Here is an 18,148-nt window from a genome sequence, read left to right on the forward strand (position 1 = left end):
TTGTCGCGCGGTGGCGAGAGCGTCAGCCACCGCGTCGGGTGGCCGGAGTGCTAGGCGCGGCGTGTTTCCGTTCGATTGCGCCCCGCAGCCAAAGAGGTTTCACCGCCATGTCGCGCGTGACGCGGCTTTCGTCGTGATCGCCCACCCCCCTTCCGCGCGCCCGCGATGCCGCTAGGCTTGCGGCAACCCGGGGGGAGAAACGTGACGATGACCGATGCAGCATGGTCCGCCGAAGCGTTGCCGCAGGACTGGCGCGATGGCGCCTTCGCGCTCAGGGTGATGACACCGGATGGTCCTTCGGTCTTTGCGCTGCTCGGCGGCGCAAGCTTCGACATGACGCCCGCCTTCGGCACCTGCAGCGCCTGGCTGAACAGCGACGACCCGCTCGGCGCGATCCGGCGCGAGGGCGTGCCCTCCGCGCTCGACCTGCCGGCGGCGCTCGCCAACGCGCATCACGCCGCGCGCGACGCCCACAAGCCGTGGCTGCTGGCGCCCATCGACCTGCAGGTGATCAAGGCCGCCGGCGTGACCTATGTGCGGTCGATGCTGGAACGCGTGATCGAGGAACGCTGCCGCGGCGACGCGACGCAGGCCGAGGCGGTGCGCGCCGAGGTGCGCGCGATCATCGGCGACGACCTGGCGAACCTGGTGCCCGGCAGCCCGCAGGCGGCGCGCGTGAAGGAGGCGCTGGTCGCGAAGGGCTGGTGGAGCCAGTACCTCGAGGTCGGGATAGGACCCGACGCCGAGATCTTCACCAAGGCGCCCGTCCTCTCCGCCGTCGGCGTCGGCAGCAAGGTCGGCGTGCATCCGATGAGTTCCTGGTCGAACCCGGAGCCGGAAGCGGTGATGGTGGTGAACGGCCAGGGCCGGATCGTCGGCGCCACGCTCGGCAACGACGTGAACCTGCGCGACGTGGAAGGGCGCAGCGCGCTGCTGCTCGGCCGTGCGAAGGACAACAACGCGTCCTGCGCGCTCGGCCCGATGATCCGCCTGTTCGATGCCGGCTTCACGCTGGAGGATGTGCGCCGCGCCGAGCTGCGCGTGACCATCACCGGCCGGGACGGCTTCACGCTGGACGAGCACGGCCCGGTCGGCGCGATCGCGCGCGATCCGGCCGATGTGGTCGGCCAGATGATCGGCGCGCATCACCAGTATCCCGATGGCGCGGTGCTGTTCCTCGGCACGCCCTTCTCGCCGGTGAAGGATCGGGGCGCGCCGGGCATGGGCTTCACGCACAAGGAGGGCGATGTGGTGCGCATCGCGAGTCCCCGCCTCGGCGCACTCGCCAACGAGGTGGACCGCACCGACGAATGCCCGCCCTGGAGCTTCGGCATCGGCGCGCTGATGGCGAATCTCTCGCGCCGCGGCCTGCCGCGGTGACGGAGGAGACCGGCCGCCTCGATGGCCGCCTCGCCTGGGCACGGCTTCCCGGCAGCGGGCCAGGCGTGGTCTTCCTGCCCGGCTACCGCAGCGACATGCAGGGCTCGAAGGCGCTCGCTCTGCGCGACCATTGCGCCGCGTCTGGCCAGGCGCTGCTGCGCTTCGACTATTCGGGCCATGGCGAGAGCGCCGGGCGCTTCGAGGACGGCACCATCGGCCAGTGGGCGGCGGATGCCATCGCCGTCTTCGACGCGCTGACCGAGGGGCCGCAGATCCTCATCGGCTCCTCGATGGGCGGCTGGATCGCGCTGCTGCTTGCCCGCGCGCGGCCGGAGCGCATCGCGGGGCTGATCGGCATCGCGCCGGCGCCCGACTTCACCGAGACGCTGATGTGGCCCGCCTTCACCGAGGAACAGCGCGCCGAGATCATGGCCAAGGGCGTGCTGGATCTGCCGAGCCAGTATGGCGAGCCGACACCCGTCACCCGCGCGCTGATCGAGGATGGCCGCCGGCACAACGTGCTGGACGCGCCGATCCCCCTCGCCTGCCCCGTGCGCATCCTGCAGGGCATGCGCGACCCGGACGTGCCCTGGCAGCACGCGCTGAAACTGGTGGACGCGATCGTGGGCGAGGATGTGCGCCTGCACCTGATCAAGGATGGCGACCACCGGCTGAGCCGGCCCGAGGACCTCCGCCTGCTGGCCGAGACGCTTGACGCGCTGCGCGCTCAGCCCTGATCGCCGGCGGCGAGGATGGCGCGAAGCCCCTCGCGGTAGGTCGGGCAGCGCCAGGCGATGCCGAGCGCCTGCTTCGTGATGACGTTCGCGACGCGGCGATTCTCCGTCCAGAACGAAAGCGCCATGGGCGACATGCGCTGCCGCGCCTCCTCGAAGGGGATCGCGGGCGGGGGCGCGACGCCGAGCAGCCGCGCCGCCTCCTCCACCACCACGGCGCTCGGCGCGGGTTCGTCGTCCACCAGGTGCAGCACACGCTGCCCGTCCGGGCGCAACGCGGCGGCGACGACTGCGAGCGCGATGTCGTCGCGATGGATGCGGCTGAAGGCGTGGCCCGGCTTCACCACGCGCCGCGCCACGCCGGCCCGCACTTCCTCGAGCGCACTGCGACCGGGGCCGTAGATGCCGCCGACCCGGAAGAGGTCGAGCGCCGCGCCGCGCGCCACCGCCACCGCGCGCCAGGCCTGCTCGGCTTCCAGGCGGCGGACGGAGCGTGCCTGGCCCGGCGCCGGCGTCGTCGCCTCATCCACCCAGCCGCCGTCGCGGTCGCCATAGACGCCGGTGGTGGAGAGATAGCCGATCCAGCGCAGCGCCGGCGCCGCGGCGATCGCCTCCCCATGCGCCGCCAGCACCGGATCGCCGCCCTGCTCGGGCGCGGCGGTGACGATCAGATGCGTCGCCTGCCGCAGCGCCGCAGCGGCTTCCGCGAAGGCCACAAGCGCAACGCCCGCGGGCGGGCTCGCCGCCACCGGGTCGCGCGTCGTGCCCGTCACCACGAAGCCGTGCGCCACGGCCTCCGCAGCGATCGCCCTGCCCGCATAGCCGATCCCGGCCACCACCATCCGCGCTTCCATCCCCTGCAGATGCGCCGCCTTCCGCCCGTCGTGAAGGGGCGGGAGACGCGTCGCGCTCTGGAAGCACGCCTGTGCGGGGGATAGATTGCCGCCGATGCGTCCCAGGCCCCGTGCCCTGCTGCTCGGTGGCGCCGCCGCCGTCCTGATCGGCGCGGTGGCAGGCGCTGTCTGGCTGCGTTCCCCCTCCCCGCCCGGCCCGCCGCCGGAAGCGGCTGCGTCCGCGGCCGCGCCCCCGGAGCCCGCCGCCCCGGCGGCGACGAGCGAGTCGGAACGCTGCAACGCGCTTCTGCGCAGCGACCCGGACGCGGCACGCGGCTTCGCCGCGCAATGGCGCAGCGCGCAGGGCGGGAGCGCGGCCGAGCAATGCGAGGCGCTGGCCATCCTGGCGCTTGGCGATCCCGCGCAGGCGGCGACGCGGCTGGAGGCGATCGCGGCCCGCGGCGCCGGCGACAGGCCGACCAAGGCAGCACTGTTCGCGCAGGCCGCGCAGGCCTGGCTGCTGGCCGGCGATGCCAACCGCGCCTATGGCGCGACGACCCTCGCCCTGACCCTGACGCCCGAGGATCTCGAACTGCTGGTGGACCGCGCCGTCGCTCTCGGTACGCTCGGCCGCTACCGCGAGGCGCTGGAGGACCTCGACCGCGTGCTGTCGCTGGACCCGGACCGCGCCGAGGCGCTGGTTTTCCGCGCCGCCGCGCTACGCCAGCTGGACCGCCCCGACATGGCGCGGCGCGACCTGGACCGCGCGCTGGCGATCGAGCCCGACCACGTGGAGGGCCTGCTGGAGCGCGGCATCCTCCGTCAGCTCGCCGGCGACGAGGAGGGCGCGCGGCGGGACTGGGAACGCGTGGTGGCCATCGCGCCGGGCAGCGCCGCGGCCGACCTCGCCGCGCAGAACCTCGCGCTGAGCGAAGCCGGGCCGGCCCGGCGGTGATCCCGGCGATCACGGCGCTGCTCGTGTGCCAGCTTCTGGGCGAGGTGGCGGCGCGCGCCTTCGCGCTGCCGGTCCCCGGCCCCGTGATCGGGATGGTGCTGCTGTTCCTCGCGCTGCTGCTGCGGCGGCGGGAGGTGCCGGCGGAGCTCGGCGCCACCGCCGATTCGCTGCTCGGCAATCTCGGCCTGCTCTTCGTGCCCGCGGGCGTCGGCGTGGTGCTGCACCTGCCGCTGCTGGCGCGCGACTGGGCACCGCTGTCCCTGGCGATCCTCGCCGGCACGCTCTTCGCCATCGCGGCGACGGGGCGGCTGGCGCAATGGCTGCTGCGGCGCGGCGGCGGATGAACGACCTTGCCGAGATCTGGGTCTACCTGGCGCGGGAGCCGCTGGCCGCGCTCACCGCGACGCTGCTTGCCTGGCTGTTGGCGCTGCGCGTGCATCGCTGGTGCGGCGGCCATGCGCTGGCCAATCCGGTGCTGATCGCGGTGGCGCTGCTCGCCGGCGGGCTGCTGGCGGCCGGCGTGGACTACCGCGACTACTTCGCCGGCGCACAATTCGTGCACTTCCTGCTCGGCCCCGCGACGGTGGCGCTCGCCGTGCCGCTCTACCGGCAGCTGGCGCTGGTGCGGCGCTCGGCGGCGGCGGCCATCGCCTCCGTCGTGCTGGGCGGCGCCTTCGCCTCGCTCGCCGGAATCGCCATCGCGCTCGCCCTCGGCGCGGCGCCGGAAGTCACGGCGAGCCTGGCGCCACGCTCCGTCACCACGCCCGTCGCGATGGGCATCGCCGAGCGGATCGGCGGCCTGCCTTCCCTGACCGCGGTGGTGGTGATCCTCGGCGGCATCACCGGCGCCGCGCTCGGCCCGCTCGTGCTGGACCTCATGCGGGTGAGGGACTGGCGCGCGCGGGGGCTCGCGATCGGGACGGCGGCGCATGGCATCGGCACGGCGCGGGCGCTGTCCGTGAATGCGACGGCAGGCGCCTTCAGCGGGCTCGCGATGGGGCTGAACGCGCTGGCGACGGCGCTGCTGCTGCCGCTGCTCTGGGCGCTCTTCGCCGAATAGGCGGCTACCGGGGCGGGCGGCTCATCTCCGGCGCGCCGCCAATCGGGGCATCCGGCTCGCGCGCGCCGGCGGTGGACCGGCCGAGGAAGCCCTGCGGCGTCGTGCCCGTGCTGCCAGGCTCCACGAGCCCGACCGCCGAGCCGTCGGTGCCGCGGTTGACCGCCTGCGCGCTGTCGGTCCGGGGCCGCTGGTCGGCGGGGCCGGCATCGGCGCCGATGGAGGCGGCGCGCCCCGGCGGCGGCCCGCCGGCCACGGGCGGTGTCACCTGCTGTGCGGCGGCCAGCGCGGGCAGCAGCAGCAGGGCGAGGGGAAGGCGGAGCGGCAGTCGGCTCACACGGGCATCTCCGGACGTTCCTCGCCGGAACGCCGGGGCACATCCGTGGTTGCGGATCAGAAATCCAGGTCGTCGTAATGCGCGGGGGGCGCCAGGTCCGGCAGGCGGTCCGCGAGGATGGCGCGGAAGGCGGGACGCGACTTGATGCGCGCATACCAGTCCTTGGCGCCGTCATTCAGCGACCAGTCCACGTCGCCGATGTAGTCGAGCGCGGAGAGATGCGCCGCCGCGGCGAGATCCGCGAGGCTGAGGCTGCTGCCGCCGAGCCAGGCGCGCGTCTCGGCCAGCCAGCCGATGTAGTCGAGATGCGGCTTGAGGTTCGCATAGCCCGCGCGGATCGCGCCGGCATCCGGATTGCCGCGCCCGAGCAGGCGCTTCATCTGCCGCTCGTGCAGGAGGTTGCGCGTGACCTCGGACTGGAACTTGTGGTCGAACCAGGCGACGAGGCGCCGCACCTCCGCTCGCTCCGCCAGCGTGCGGCCGAGCAGCGGCAGGTCGGGATAGGCCTCGTCCAGGTACTCGCAGATCGCGTTCGAATCGGCAAGCACGAGGCCGTTCGCGTCCTGCAGCACCGGGACCGTGCAGGCAGGGTTCAGCGCCAGGAATTCCGGACGCCGGTCCCACACCCGCTCGAGCCTCAGGTCGAACGGAATGCGTTTCTCCGCCAGGGCGAGGCGGACCTTGCGGGAAAACGGCGACAGGGGAAGGTGGTAGAGGGTCCGCATCGGCCTCGCGCGACTCCGGTCACCATCCCTATGGCACGCGCGCGCCGCGCGGCCAACGGGTCGGCGACCGGATCAGGTCACGCCGCCGCGACTCACTCCGCCGCGACGGCCGGCGCGTCTTCCATCGGCTTCGGCAGGTAGCGCGCGTAGTCCTTCGGAACCACATGCCAGAAGTGGGCGCGCTCCACCGCCCAGTTGTTCAGCAGGCGCGCGGCGAAGGGGCTGCCCGTCTCCCGCACATGCCGCCCGATGTGGTCGCGCAGCACGTCCTCCCAGTGGGCGCTGCCGCCGAGGCGCCGCCACAGCAGCGTCTCGGGGTTGATCCGCTGCTCGAAGGTCGCGTCCGCGTCGTAGACGAAAGCCATGCCCCCGGTGAAGCCGGCGCCGAAATTGTCGCCGACCGGCCCGAGGATCACCGCGCAGCCGCCGGTCATGTACTCGCAGCCATTCGCGCCGCAGCCTTCCACCACCGCCAGCGCGCCGGAGTTGCGCACCGCGAAGCGCTCGCCGGCCTGGCCGGCAGCGAACAGCGCACCGCCGGTCGCGCCGTAGAGCACGGTGTTGCCGATGATGGTGTTCTCGTTCCAGACGAGCTTCGCCGACGGCGCGGGACGCACCACGATGGTGCCGCCCGAGAGGCCCTTGCCGACATAGTCGTTGGCGTCGCCGAACACCTCGAGCTTCAGGCCGCGCACCGCGAAGGCGCCGAGCGACTGGCCCGCGGAGCCGCGCAGCCTCACCGTCAGGTGCCCGCGCTGCAAGCCGTTCATCCCGAACTTTCGCACGATCTTGGAGCTGATCTTGGTGCCGATCGCGCGGTGGGTGTTCCGGATGTTGTACTGCAGCTGCATCTTCTCGCCGTGGCGGAACAGCGCCTCGGCGTCGCGGATCATCTCGGCGTCCAGAGTCTCCGGCACCTCGTTGCGGCCTTCGAGGGTGCAGTAGGATTCGAAGGGCCCCGCATCGGCCTTGACCAGCAGCGGGTTGAGGTCGAGGTCGTCGAGGTCCTCGGAACCGCGGCTGACCTGGCGCAGCAGGTCGGTGCGGCCGATCACGTCGGTCAGCTTGCGGAAGCCGAGGCCGGCAAGGATCTCGCGCACCTCCTCCGCCACGAAGCTGAACAGGTTGATCACCTTCTCCGGCGTGCCGGCGAACTTCTTCCGCAGGTCGTCATCCTGCGTGCAGACACCGACCGGGCAGGTGTTGGAATGGCACTGCCGCACCATGATGCAGCCCATCGCGACGAGGCTGGCCGTGCCGATCCCGAACTCCTCGGCGCCGAGCATCGCGGCGATCACCACGTCGCGCCCGGTCTTGATGCCGCCATCGGTGCGCAGCTTCACGCGGTGGCGCAGCCGGTTGAGCTGCAGCACCTGGTGCGTCTCGCTGAGGCCCATCTCCCAGGGCAGGCCGGCATACTTGATCGAGGATTGCGGGGAGGCGCCGGTGCCGCCGGAATGGCCGGACACCAGGATCGCATCGGCCTTCGCCTTGGCAACGCCCGCCGCGATGGTGCCGATGCCGCTGCGCGCCACCAGCTTCACGCAGACCGTCGCATCCGGGTTGATCTGCTTCAGGTCGTAGATGAGCTGCGCCAGGTCCTCGATCGAGTAGATGTCGTGATGCGGCGGCGGGCTGATCAGCATCACGCCCGGCGTCGAATGGCGCAGCTTCGCGATCAGCTCCGTCACCTTGAAGCCCGGAAGCTGGCCGCCCTCGCCGGGCTTCGCGCCCTGCGCCACCTTGATCTCGATCTCGCGGCAGTTGTTCAGATACTCCGCCGTCACACCGAAGCGGCCGGAGGCGATCTGCTTGATCGCGGAATTCGCGTTGTCGCCATTGGAGCGCGGCCGCGCGCGCGCCGGATCCTCGCCGCCCTCGCCGGAATCGCTCCGCGCGCCGATGCGGTTCATGGCGATCGAGAGCGTCTCATGCGCCTCCGGCGAGAGCGCACCGAGGGAGATGCCGGGCGCGACCAGGCGCTTCCTGATCTCCGTGATGCTCTCGACCTCCTCGAGCGCAACCGGGGCGCGGCCTTCCGTGCGGAAGTCCAGCAGGTCGCGCAGCGCGACGGGCGGCAGCTTCCGCACGCCGTCGGAGTAGCGCTTGAAGGTCTGGTAGCTGTCGGTCTCCACGGCCTTCTGCAGCGTGTGGATCAGGCTGCCGTCGAAGGCGTGGTTCTCGCCGCGGCGGCGCAGCTTGTAGAGGCCGCCGACCGGCAGCGTCACCGCATCCGCGTCCCAGGCCTTGGCGTGCAGCGCCAGCACGCGCCGCGCGATGCCGGAAAGGCCGATGCCGGAGATCCGGCTCGGCACGCCGGGGAAGAACTCCGCCACCAGCGCGCGGGAGAGGCCGATGGCCTCGAAGTTCATGCCGCCGCGGTAGGAGGACAGGACGCCGATGCCCATCTTGGACATGATCTTCAGCAGGCCCTTGTCCACCGCCTTCTTGTAGCGGGCGACGCAATCCTGCAGCGAAAGCTTGCCGAACAAGCCGCGGCGATGGCGGTCCGCGATGCTCTCCTGCGCCAGATAGGCGTTCACCGTGGTCGCGCCAGCGCCGATCAGCACCGCGATGTAGTGGACGTCGATCGCCTCCGCGCAACGGACGTTCAGGCTGGTGAAGGTGCGCAACGAGCTCTTCACCAGATGCGTGTGCACGCCGCCGACCGCCAGGATCATCGGGATCGGCGCGCGGTCCGCGCCCTGCTGCTCATCGGTCAGGATGACATGGGTGCAGCCGCTGCGCACGCCGTCCTCGGCCTCGCGGCGGATGCGCTCGATGTGGCGGCGCAGGCCCTGCTCGCCCTCCGCCACCGGGAAGGTGCAGTCCACCACGCAGGCGGTGTCCGCCATGTAGGCGCGCATCGCGGCGAACTCGGCGTTGGACAGCACGGGGCTGTCCAGCATGAGCATGTCGCACTGCGTCGGGTCCTCGTCGAGGATGTTCCCGAGATTGCCGAGCCGCGTCTTGATCGTCATCACCCGCGTCTCGCGCAGGCTGTCGATCGGCGGGTTGGTCACCTGGCTGAAGGACTGGCGGAAATAGTGGTGCAGCCCGCGATACTGGCCGGAAAGAACGGCGATGGGCGTGTCGTCGCCCATGCTGCCCACGGCCTCGTTCGCATCCTCCACCATCGGGTGCAGGATCGTCTCCAGCTCCTCGAGCGTGTAGCCGACGGCAAGCTGGCGGCGACGCAGTTCCTCGCCGGAGAAGCGCGAGAGCTCCTCCCAGCCGCCCTTCACGATGCCATCGATGCGCGTGGTGCGCTGCGTCCACTGGCCGAAGGGCTTGCGCGCGGACAGAAGGTCCTTGAGCGCCCGGTCGCCGTAGAAGCTGCCGGTCGCGAGGTCCACGCCGATGCACTGGCCGGGCCCGAGGCGGCCCTTCTCCAGGATCGCGTCCTCGGAGAGCTTCACCATGCCGGTCTCGGAGCCGACGATCAGCAGCCGATCATCGGTCACGGTGTAGCGCATCGGGCGCAGGCCGTTGCGGTCGAGCCCGGCGATCACCCAGTTGCCGTCGGTCGCGCAGATCGCGGCCGGCCCATCCCAGGGCTCCATCACGGCGTTGCAGTAGAGGAAGAGGTCGCGATGCGCCTCCGGCATCGTCGCGTTGTTGCCGATGCTCTCGGGGATCAGCATGGCCTTGGCCATCGGCGCGTCGCGCCCGCCGCGCACCAGCAGTTCGAAGACGTTGTCGAGCGTCGCGGTGTCGCTGCCGCCCGCCTGCACCACCGGCTTGATGTCGTCCATGAAGGAATCGAGCAGCCGGTGAGACAGGCGCGTCTCGTGGCTCTTCATCCAGTTGACGTTGCCGTGCAGCGTGTTGATCTCGCCGTTGTGGGCAAGCATGCGGAAGGGCTGCGCCAGACGCCAGGTCGGGAAGGTGTTGGTCGAGTAGCGCTGGTGGTAGATCGCGAAGCGGCTGACGAAGCGTTCGTCCAGCAGGTCCGGATAGAACTCCGTCAGGCTCTCCGCCAGGAACATGCCCTTGTAGATGATCGAGCGGCAGGAGAGCGAGCAGAGATAGAGCTCCGGGATCTGTGCCGCGATCGCCTGCTTCTCGATCCGGCGGCGGATCACATAGAGGTCGCGTTCGCAGGTCGCCTCGTCGCGCTGCTCGGGGTCCCAGATCAGGATCTGCTCGATCTCGGGGCGGGAAGCGTTCGCCTTCTCGCCGATGCACGCCACGTCGATCGGCACCTGGCGCCAGGAATAAATGGCGTAGCCGGCGTTCAGCACCTCGGTCTCGACGATGCCGCGGCAGCGCTCCTGCGCACCGAGGTCGGTCTTGGGCAGGAAGACCATGCCGACGGCGATGCGCCCGGGCCGCACGCGGTCGCCGCCGCGCTGCACGACCTCGGCGAAGAAGTCCTGCGGGATCTCGATATGGATGCCGGCGCCGTCGCCGGTCTTGCCGTCGGCATCCACCGCGCCGCGATGCCAGACGGCCTTCAGCGCGTCGATGCCCGCCTGCACCACCTTGCGGCTGGCCTTGCCATCCAGCGCCGCGACGAGGCCGACGCCGCAGGCATCGTGCTCTGTTGTGTCGACATGCGCAGTGCTCGCTAGCAGGTCGCGGTTGGCGGCGAAACGCGAGGCAAACTCGGAACCGTTCTCGTGGGTCATCGCGCTCACTCCGCGGCCACGGCGAGGGGGCTCGCCTTCTGCTGCATGTAGAGGTCCATCTGCTCGGCCGCGTCGCGGCCGTCCCGGATGGCCCAGACGACGAGGGAGGCGCCGCGCACGATGTCGCCCGCGGCGAAGACGCCGGGAAGCGCCGTCATCATCGTGCGGTGGTCCACCTTCAGCGTGCCCCAGCGCGTGACCGGCAGGTCCTTCTCGCCGAAGGCCGTCGGCAGGTCCTCCGGGTCGAAGCCGAGCGCCATGATGACGAGGTCCGCCGGCAGCTCGAAGCGGCTGTCCGGCATGGGCGTGACCTGCTGGCGGCCGGTGGCGTCGGGCAGGCCGAGATGCATCCGGTGTGCGATGACGCCTTTGACATGGCCCTCCCCGCGGAAGGCTTCCGGCGCGCCGAGCCATTCGAAGCGCACGCCCTCTTCCTCGGCGTTGTACACCTCGCGCATGGAGCCGGGCATGTTCGCCTTGTCGCGGCGGTAGAGGCAGGTGACGGAGGTCGCGCCCTGGCGCACCGCGGTGCGCACGCAATCCATCGCCGTGTCGCCGCCGCCGATCACCACCACATGCTTGCCCGTGGCGTCCAGCGCGCCGGAGGCGAAGGCCGGCACGGCCTCCCCGAGCCCGACGCGGTTGGCGGCGGTGAGGTAGTCCAGCGCCGGCACGATGCCGTCGAGGCCGATGCCCGGCGCCGACATCTCGCGCGCCTTGTAGACGCCGGTGCCGATCAGCACGGAGTCGTGCCGCGCGCGCAGCTCCGCCAGCGAGACGTCCTGCCCGACCGCGGTGTTCAGGTGGAAGTGGATGCCGCCTTCCTCGTACTGCTTCCAGCGGCGCAGCACGACATCCTTCTCGAGCTTAAAGTTGGGGATGCCGTAGATCATCAGCCCGCCGACGCGGTCGTAGCGGTCATAGACATGCACCTGGTAGCCACGCACCCGTAGCCGCTCCGCCGCGGCAAGGCCGGCCGGGCCGGCGCCGACGATGCCGACACTCTGCGCCAGCTCGCGGCGCGGCTTCGGCGGCTTCACCCAGCCGCGCTCCCAGGCGGTGTCGGTGATGTATTTCTCCACCGACCCGATGGTGACGCTGCCGAATCCCTTCTCGATGACGCAGTTGCCCTCGCAGAGGCGGTCCTGGGGGCAGATGCGGCCGCAGATCTCGGGGAAGGTGTTGGTGGCGGAGGCGACCTCGTAGGCTTCCTCGAGGCGGCCTTCGGCGGTCAGCTTCAGCCAGTCGGGGATGTTGTTGTTGAGCGGGCAATGCACCTGGCAGAAGGGCACGCCGCACTGGCTGCAGCGGCTGGCCTGGGCGGTGGCGGCCTGCGGCTCGAACTCCTTGTAGATCTCGCCGAAATCGGCGCGGCGCGTCTCCGCCGCCCGCTTCTCGGGCTGGCGCTGATCCAGGCGCACGAATTGCAGCATCCGTTCGGCCATGACGGCGAGACCCTCCCTGGGCGCTTTCAGCGCGCCCATCGGCGGCGGCCTCTACAGCAAGCCTCGCGGGGTTGCGAGTCCGATCTGGCCGATAAGGACAGTTTTTCTGTCGCATTCGGCCGAACCGGACCTGTTCAGCGTCGGAAGCGCACTCTCAGCGCGTTGTATAAGGTCCGATCCGGACCTTCACGCCACCTCGCGGCGACCGCCGCCCGGCCGGAACCGCTTCAGATAGCCCGGCACCACGCTCTCCACCGAGGTCGGCGCGATGCCGAGTTCCGCGAGCCCGGGCATGTCGGGCGCCACGACGTTGTCCCGCTCCAGCAGCAGAAGCTGGTCCTGGGTCAGCGGCGGCGTCGGCAGCCGCTGCAGAAGCCCGGCCTGGAAGCGCATCAGACCGGGCGGCATGTCCACCATCGGGCGGCGGCGCCGCGTCACCTCCAGGATGAAGCGCAGCACCTCCCGCATCGTCATGACGCGCGGGCCGCCGAGTTCATAGGTCTTGCCGCGCGCCTCCGGCCGGGCGAGGGCGGCGCCCACCGCATCGGCCACGTCGCCCACATAGACCGGCTGGAAGCGCGTGCCGCCGCTCACCACCGGCATCACCGGCAGCCAGGCCATCCCCGCGAAGCGGTTGAAGAACCCGTCCTCCGGCCCGAAGACCACGGAGGGGCGCAGGATGGTCGCCGCCGGGAAGCCCGCGCGCACCCCCTCCTCGCCCTCGGCCTTGGTTTGCGCATAGAGGCTCGGCGAGGCGGCATCGGCGCCGATCGCCGAAAGATGCACGAAGGACTCCACGCCCGCGGCCGCGGCGGCCCGCGCCACGGCGCCCGGCGCCTCGCCCTGGATGCGCCGGAAATCGCCCGGCCGGCGCTCGAACAGGATGCCGACCAGGTTCACCACCACCTGGGCGCCCTCCACGGCGCGGGCGACCCCCGCCGCATCGGTGACCGGCGCGGCCAGCGGCACGATCTGGCCGACGCGCCCCTGGGTCTGCAGGAATCGCGCCCCGGCCGGGTCCCGCACCGCCACCCGGACGACGTAGTCCTGCTGGGCGAGGCGCTGGACGACGTAGCGGCCGATGAAGCCGGAGCCGCCGAACACCGTCGCCACCTTGCGCTCGAGCGCACCCCGCATGGTCAACTCCCCAACCTTCGCGGGCCGGACCATATGAGCCCATACTGGACACGCCAAGCGGGCCCTTCGGGGTGGCCGCGCCCGCCGCATGCGGCCATACAGGGCCCGCATCTCGGAACGGGCCCATGCGACTCCTCTCCAGCCTGCTGAACCGCTTCGTCCAGCGCGGCAGCCTGACCGTCACCGACCACGCCGGCGTGGCGCATCGCTTCGGCAGCGGGGCGGACGGGCCGAACGTCGCCATCCGCCTGACCGACAAGAAGGTCGAGCACGAGATCTTCTTCAATCCCGAACTCAAGGCCGCCGAGGCCTATATGGACGGTCGCCTGGTGATGGAGGGCGGGCAGCGGGTCTTCGACCTTCTCTACCTGTTCTCGGTGAACCGCTCCGGCCTCGCGGCGCACCCGGTGCAGCAGGCGCTGCGCAAGGCCTGGCGCGCGGCGCGCCGCTGGCACCAGCGCAACCCACTCGGCCTGGCGGCGAAGAACATCCGCCACCACTACGACATCCCGCCGGAGTTCTACCGGACCTGGCTCGATCCCACGATGACCTATTCCTGCGCCTACTACCCGACGCCGGACGCCACGCTGCACGAGGCGCAGCTGGCCAAGCTGCGCCACATCGCGGCGAAGCTCAGGCTGGAGCCGGGGATGACGGTGGCCGAGATCGGCTCCGGCTGGGGCGCGCTCGGCACCTTCCTGGCGCGGAACTACGGGGTGAAGGTGGTCTCGGTCACCCTCTCGCCCGAGCAATGCGCCATCGCGAAGCAGCGCGCGGTGGATGAGGGCGTGACGGATCTCGTGGAGTTCCGCGAGCTCGACTACCGCCTGCTGGAAGGCACCTATGACCGCGTCGTCTCCATTGCCATGATGGAGGCGATCGGCATCGACGAGTTCGACACGTATTTCCGGAAGATCAAGGCGCTGACCAAGCCGGGCGGATTCGCCCTCGTCCACTGCATCGGCCGCCAGTCGCCGCCCGGCACCACGGCGCCCTTCATCCGAAAGTACATCTTCCCCGGCGGCTACGTGCCGGCGATGTCGGAGGTCTTCGCCTCGCTCGAGCGCACCGGCACCTGGTGCGCCGACTGCGAGATGCTCCGCCTGCACTACTACTGGACCATCAAGCACTGGCGGGAGGCCTTCGACGCCGTGCGGGAGCAGGCGGTGGCCAAGATGGGCGAGCGCTTCTGCCGGATGTGGGATTTCTACCTGGCCAGCGTGGAGCTGGGCTTCCTGCACGGCTCCAACTTCGTCTTCCAGATCCTGATTTCCGAACGTCGCGACGACGTGCCGGTGATCCGCGACTACATCGTGGACGAAGAGCGGCGGCTGAACGCGATCGGCGCGACATAAGGGGCCAAAGGGACAGGCCTGCGATTCACGTCTCCGGTGCTCGGCGCCGCGGGCGCCTCCGCCCTGCGACGATCGCAGGCCCCCCCCGCTTGACGCCTCCGCGGCGCCCCCCCTACACAGCGCCGCATCGCGCACCTGCCCAGGTGGCGGAATTGGTAGACGCGCAGGTTTCAGGTACCTGTGGCCGCGAGGCCGTGAAGGTTCGAGTCCTTTCCTGGGCACCACCCGCGCCAAGCGGGTTTTCGAGAGGTGGTCGCGACCCATGGGCGAGACCCTGTTCACCCAAGGCGCCATGATCCGCCTCCACAAGCACGACCTGCCCGACGGGCTCGATTTCGGCGCCTCCGTCGCCATCGACACCGAGACGATGGGCCTCGACCCGCGGCGCGACCGGCTCTGCCTCGTCCAGCTCTCGGCCGGCGACGGCACGGCGCATTGCGTGCAGATCATCCCGCCTGCCCTCGGCGGCCGGGGCTCGGACTGCCCGAACCTGAAGCGCCTGCTGGCCGATCCGGCGGTGCTGAAGATCTTCCACTTCGCCAGGTTCGACGTGGCGATGCTGCACCACGCGCTGGACGTCACCGTCGCGCCGGTGGTCTGCACCAAGATCGCCTCCAAGCTGGTGCGGACCTACACCGACCGGCACGGGCTGAAGGATCTGCTGAAGGACCTGCTGGGGGTCGAGATCTCCAAGCAGCAGCAATCGAGCGACTGGGGCGCGCCGGACCTCACACCCGAACAGCTGGCCTATGCCGCCTCGGACGTGCTGCACCTGCATGCGCTCTGGGCGAAGCTGAAGGCGCTGCTGCAGCGCGAGGGGCGACTCGACCTCGCTGAGGCCTGTTACGCCTTTCTGCCAACCCGCGGCCGGCTCGACCTGCTCGGTTACGAGGACCCCGACCTCTTCGCCCACTGATGGGTGGACTCATCCGTCAAGTGCGAAGCGCTAACCTCAAGCGTTTGTGAAGAACTGATTGTCGCATACTGGCACATTTCTTGTCCGATCGCTTTGTTGCGTTGACCCCCGCCATGCCGAGGCCCATACAAGGCTGGTGAAGTCCCCTCCCCTGATCCCTGCGCGCGGCCCCTCGCCGGCGGCCGCGGCGCGCCCGCCCGCCAGCCGGCTGCCGCCGCCGTCCCGTCGCAGGGCCCCGCCGACAGCCGGCCAGCTCATGCGGCGCCGCGTGGCGGTCGCGGTGGCCAAGCGCGTGCTCCCGCTCGCCGCGGTGGCCCTCCTCGCCGCCATCGCCCTCTGGCCGGAGATCGAAAGCGCCGCCGATCGCGGACGCGTGGCCTTCAAGCGCGTCACGGAGGTCCGGCCGGATGCGCTGAGCGTGGTGCAGCCGCGTTTCCAGGGCCTGGACGAGCAGAACCGCCCCTACACGGTCACTGCCGACACCGCCGTGCAGGCCGGCAGCGAGGAGGTGGTGCAGTTGCGCGCGCCGCGCGCCGACCTGCTGCTGACCGATGGCGGCTGGCTCTACATGGAGGCGCGCGAGGGCCGCTACGACCGGCCACGCAACCATCTCGACCTCGCCGGCCGGGTGACGATCCACCACGACGACGGCACGCAGTTCGTCACCGACCGCGCCGCCATCGACGTCACCGGCGGCAATGCCGCCGGCGATTCGCCGGTCGCCGCGCAGGGCCCCTTCGGCACGCTGACCGCCGAGGGCTTCCGGCTGCGCGACCGCGGCCAGGTGGTGGTCTTCACCGGCAAGGCCCGCGCCGTGCTGGAGGGCACGCCATGAGGGCGGCCGGCGCGCTGGTGCTCGCCGCCCTGCTCGCCGCAGGCCCGGCGGCGGCGCAGACGCTCGACCTGACCCAGGGCGGGCCGGTCGAGATCACCTCCGAGGACGGGATCGAGTGGCGCCAGCAGGAGCAGGCGGTCATCGCGCAGGGCAATGCGCGCGCCGCGCGGGACGGCGTGATCATCGACGCCGACCGGCTGATCGCGCGCTATCGGCCGCGCAGCGGCGCGGCCGCGCAGCGGGAGGGCCAGTCCGCCGCAAGCCCCGTCTCCGGCAGCGAGATCTGGCGCCTCGAGGCCGAGGGGAATGTCCGGATCACCTCCGCCAGCGAGAAGGCCACCGGCAGCCGCGCGGTCTACGACATGGACCAGGCGGTGATGGTGCTCTCCGGCCAGGGCCTCGCGCTGGAGACGCCGGACCAGCGGATCACGGCGCGCGAAAGCCTGGAATACTGGCCGCAGCGGCGCATGGCGGTCGCGCGCGGCGGGGCGGTGGTCACCACCACCGACGACCGCCGCATCACCGCCGACACGCTCGTCGCCCATTTCATGGAGAACCCGGCGGCCGGAGCGCCTACGGCGCAGCCCGCCGCCCAGCCTGCGGCGCAGCCGGGCCGCCCCGGCATCCCGGGCCTTCCCGGCGGCGGCGAGGGTAGCCGCATCGACCGCGTCGAGGCCTTCGGGCAGGTCGAGATCCGCACGCCGGACGAAGTGGTGCGCGGCGAGCGCGGGGTCTATTCGCCGCAGACCGGCATGGCGCGCCTGCTCGGCGGCGTCCGCATCACGCGCGGCGACAACCAGCTGAACGGGCAGGAAGCCATCGTGAACCTGCGCAGCGGCATCGCGCGCCTCGTCTCCGCGCCCGGCCAGCGCGTCCAGGGCCTGATCGTGCCGCAGCAGGGCCAGCCCGGCGAGGCGCAGCTGCCGCCGGCCGGCATGCCGCAGGGCGCCGCCCGGCAGCCACGCCAGCCGCGCCCGGGGGCCGCGCCATGAGCCCGCCGGACAGCCCGCGCGCCGAGGGCGGACCCGCCATCCGCCTGGCCGCGCAGAATGCCGGCCTCGTCGCGATCGGGCTCGGCAAGCGCTACAAGAAGCGCCCGGTGGTGCGCGGCGTCTCGGTGAACCTGAAGCGCGGCGAGGCGGTGGGGCTGCTCGGCCCGAACGGCGCCGGCAAGACCACGACCTTCTACATGATGACCGGCCTCGTGCAGCCCGACGAAGGCCAGGTGATGATGGACGGTCACGACGTGACCTTCCTGCCGATGTATCGCCGCGCGCGGCTCGGCCTCGGCTACCTGCCGCAGGAGGCCTCGATCTTCCGCGGCCTCAGCGTGGAGGACAACATCCGCGCCGCGCTCGAGGTGATCGAGCCGATCCGCGACCGCCGAGAGCAGATGCTGGACGCGCTGCTGGCCGAGTTCGGCATCGCGCATCTGCGCCGCGCCCCTGCCCTCGCGCTCTCGGGCGGCGAGCGGCGGCGCTGCGAGATCGCGCGCGCGCTGGCCACGCAGCCCGCCTACATCCTGCTGGACGAGCCGCTGGCCGGCATCGACCCGATCGCCGTCGGCGAGATCCGCGACCTGGTGAAGCACCTGAAGGACCGCGGCATCGGCGTGCTGATCACCGACCACAATGTGCGCGAGACTCTGGAGATCATCGACCGCGCCTACATCCTCCACGAAGGCCAGGTGCTGATGGAGGGCAGCCCGCGCGACATCGTCGAGCATGAGGGCGTGCGCCGCGTCTACCTTGGGGAAAGGTTTTCCCTCTAGGGGCGCGGCGATGGGTGGGGGGAACCGCAGGCAGCAG

At 71.3% G+C, this 18,148-nt stretch carries 16 protein-coding genes and 1 tRNA gene; 11 read left to right on the forward strand and 6 right to left on the reverse strand.

The annotated features are described in order from the left end of the window. The first annotated feature begins 207 nt into the window (after positions 1–207). Positions 208–1,380, forward strand: coding sequence for a fumarylacetoacetate hydrolase family protein (locus tag DFH01_RS14935; protein WP_109871243.1), 1,173 nt, complete (start codon positions 208–210; stop codon positions 1,378–1,380). Then, the gene (locus DFH01_RS14940) at positions 1,377–2,117 is read left to right on the forward strand and encodes an alpha/beta hydrolase (protein ID WP_233256122.1); all 741 of its coding nucleotides are present in this window, start codon (positions 1,377–1,379) and stop codon (positions 2,115–2,117) included. The genes DFH01_RS14935 and DFH01_RS14940 overlap by 4 nt, the downstream gene beginning before the upstream one ends. On the opposite strand, the gene DFH01_RS14945 is transcribed toward DFH01_RS14940, so the two are convergent. Then, on the reverse strand, positions 2,108–2,968 hold the full coding sequence (locus DFH01_RS14945) for a Rossmann-fold NAD(P)-binding domain-containing protein (RefSeq protein ID WP_109871244.1): 861 nt from the start codon (positions 2,966–2,968) through the stop codon (positions 2,108–2,110). The genes DFH01_RS14940 and DFH01_RS14945 overlap by 10 nt on opposite strands. 94 nt (positions 2,969–3,062) lie before the next feature. Between DFH01_RS14945 and DFH01_RS14950 the strand changes: the two genes are divergently transcribed. Genes DFH01_RS14950 through DFH01_RS14960 form a run of 3 tightly spaced genes read left to right on the forward strand, consistent with a single transcriptional unit; the run spans position 3,063 to position 4,962 of the window. Continuing rightward, positions 3,063–3,902: a tetratricopeptide repeat protein gene (locus tag DFH01_RS14950; RefSeq protein ID WP_233256123.1), complete on the forward strand. Its 840-nt coding sequence runs from the start codon at positions 3,063–3,065 to the stop codon at positions 3,900–3,902. Further along, the gene (locus tag DFH01_RS14955) at positions 3,899–4,246 is read left to right on the forward strand and encodes a CidA/LrgA family protein (RefSeq protein WP_109871245.1); all 348 of its coding nucleotides are present in this window, start codon (positions 3,899–3,901) and stop codon (positions 4,244–4,246) included. The genes DFH01_RS14950 and DFH01_RS14955 overlap by 4 nt, the downstream gene beginning before the upstream one ends. Further along, positions 4,243–4,962: an LrgB family protein gene (locus DFH01_RS14960; protein ID WP_109871646.1), complete on the forward strand. Its 720-nt coding sequence runs from the start codon at positions 4,243–4,245 to the stop codon at positions 4,960–4,962. The genes DFH01_RS14955 and DFH01_RS14960 overlap by 4 nt, the downstream gene beginning before the upstream one ends. Before the next feature lie 4 nt (positions 4,963–4,966). Here DFH01_RS14960 and DFH01_RS14965 read toward each other — a convergent pair whose 3' ends face one another. From DFH01_RS14965 to DFH01_RS14985, 5 genes are all read right to left on the reverse strand, one after another. Next, a complete protein-coding gene (locus DFH01_RS14965) occupies positions 4,967–5,296 on the reverse strand; it encodes a hypothetical protein (protein WP_109871246.1) in 330 nt (109 codons plus the stop codon). Positions 5,297–5,352: 56 nt separating this feature from the next. Beyond that, the gene (gene fzlA / locus DFH01_RS14970) at positions 5,353–6,021 is read right to left on the reverse strand and encodes an FtsZ-binding protein FzlA (protein WP_109871247.1); all 669 of its coding nucleotides are present in this window, start codon (positions 6,019–6,021) and stop codon (positions 5,353–5,355) included. A gap of 92 nt (positions 6,022–6,113) precedes the next feature. After that, the gene (gene gltB, locus DFH01_RS14975) at positions 6,114–10,652 is read right to left on the reverse strand and encodes a glutamate synthase large subunit (RefSeq protein ID WP_109871248.1); all 4,539 of its coding nucleotides are present in this window, start codon (positions 10,650–10,652) and stop codon (positions 6,114–6,116) included. 5 nt (positions 10,653–10,657) lie between these two features. Continuing rightward, positions 10,658–12,097, reverse strand: a complete 1,440-nt coding sequence (locus tag DFH01_RS14980; RefSeq protein ID WP_109871249.1) for an NAD(P)-dependent oxidoreductase — start codon at positions 12,095–12,097, stop codon at positions 10,658–10,660. A 186-nt stretch (positions 12,098–12,283) separates the two neighbouring features. Continuing rightward, positions 12,284–13,234: a complex I NDUFA9 subunit family protein gene (locus DFH01_RS14985; protein WP_109871250.1), complete on the reverse strand. Its 951-nt coding sequence runs from the start codon at positions 13,232–13,234 to the stop codon at positions 12,284–12,286. 125 nt (positions 13,235–13,359) lie between these two features. On the opposite strand from DFH01_RS14985, the gene DFH01_RS14990 reads away from it, so the two are divergent. The 6 genes from DFH01_RS14990 (at position 13,360) to lptB (ending at position 18,111) form a co-directional block, all read left to right on the forward strand. Next, positions 13,360–14,589, forward strand: a complete 1,230-nt coding sequence (locus tag DFH01_RS14990; protein WP_109871251.1) for an SAM-dependent methyltransferase — start codon at positions 13,360–13,362, stop codon at positions 14,587–14,589. 137 nt (positions 14,590–14,726) lie between these two features. Further along, positions 14,727–14,813: transfer RNA gene (locus tag DFH01_RS14995), tRNA-Leu, on the forward strand. Positions 14,814–14,851: 38 nt separating this feature from the next. After that, a complete protein-coding gene (locus tag DFH01_RS15000) occupies positions 14,852–15,505 on the forward strand; it encodes a ribonuclease D (protein WP_109871252.1) in 654 nt (217 codons plus the stop codon). A gap of 268 nt (positions 15,506–15,773) precedes the next feature. Next, positions 15,774–16,340 carry an LPS export ABC transporter periplasmic protein LptC gene (gene lptC, locus DFH01_RS15005; protein ID WP_233256124.1) on the forward strand — a complete coding sequence of 189 codons (567 nt, stop codon included), beginning with the start codon at positions 15,774–15,776 and terminating at the stop codon, positions 16,338–16,340. Continuing rightward, positions 16,337–17,332: an LptA/OstA family protein gene (locus tag DFH01_RS15010; RefSeq protein WP_109871253.1), complete on the forward strand. Its 996-nt coding sequence runs from the start codon at positions 16,337–16,339 to the stop codon at positions 17,330–17,332. Before lptC ends, DFH01_RS15010 begins: the two co-directional genes overlap by 4 nt. Next, positions 17,329–18,111, forward strand: coding sequence for an LPS export ABC transporter ATP-binding protein (gene lptB / locus DFH01_RS15015; protein ID WP_109871254.1), 783 nt, complete (start codon positions 17,329–17,331; stop codon positions 18,109–18,111). The genes DFH01_RS15010 and lptB overlap by 4 nt, the downstream gene beginning before the upstream one ends. The last annotated feature ends 37 nt before the right edge of the window (positions 18,112–18,148 follow it).

The sequence above is a fragment of the Falsiroseomonas bella genome, from assembly GCF_003173615.1.
GTDB classification, from domain to species: Bacteria; Pseudomonadota; Alphaproteobacteria; order Acetobacterales; family Acetobacteraceae; genus Falsiroseomonas; species Falsiroseomonas bella.